Origin of the sequence: Mesorhizobium sp. M1D.F.Ca.ET.231.01.1.1 (assembly GCF_003999155.2) — a bacterium.
GTDB lineage: Bacteria > Pseudomonadota > Alphaproteobacteria > Rhizobiales > Rhizobiaceae > Mesorhizobium.
In genome coordinates, this window is record NZ_RZOZ02000141.1 from 1 (window position 1) to 341 (window position 341).

Genomic DNA, 341 nt, shown 5'->3' on the forward strand with positions numbered 1-341 from the left:
GAGCTCAAGTGCTGCAGCCCGGCCGCCGGCTGCTTCGATTTCGGCAATGGCAGTCTTGGCCTCATCGACGCGTGAGCGATAGGTGAGGACGACGTCGACCCCTTTGCGGGCGAGGTGAAGCGCGGTGTTGCGGCCCAGGCCGCGGCTGCCGCCGGTGATGAGGGCGATGGGACGGGTGGTCATGGCGAAATCTCCTTCTCTTCGGATGGAGATGCATATACTCGCCTAAGAAGGCGATATAATCGGGCATGGATTGCCAACACTATTCAGTCTGTGCGAACAATCAGCCATGGATCGTTTTGACAGCATGCGGCTCTTCACCCGGGTCGTGGAGCGGCGCA

The 341-nt window shown here is 60.7% G+C and carries 1 protein-coding gene; it reads right to left on the reverse strand.

Features of this window, described 5'->3' with window-relative positions; all coding sequences use genetic code 11:
* Window positions 1-183 (reverse strand): SDR family NAD(P)-dependent oxidoreductase (locus EN874_RS32670; protein WP_127428855.1); only part of this gene is annotated, 183 nt, incomplete at its 3' end.
* Window positions 184-341: the final 158 nt, after the last annotated feature.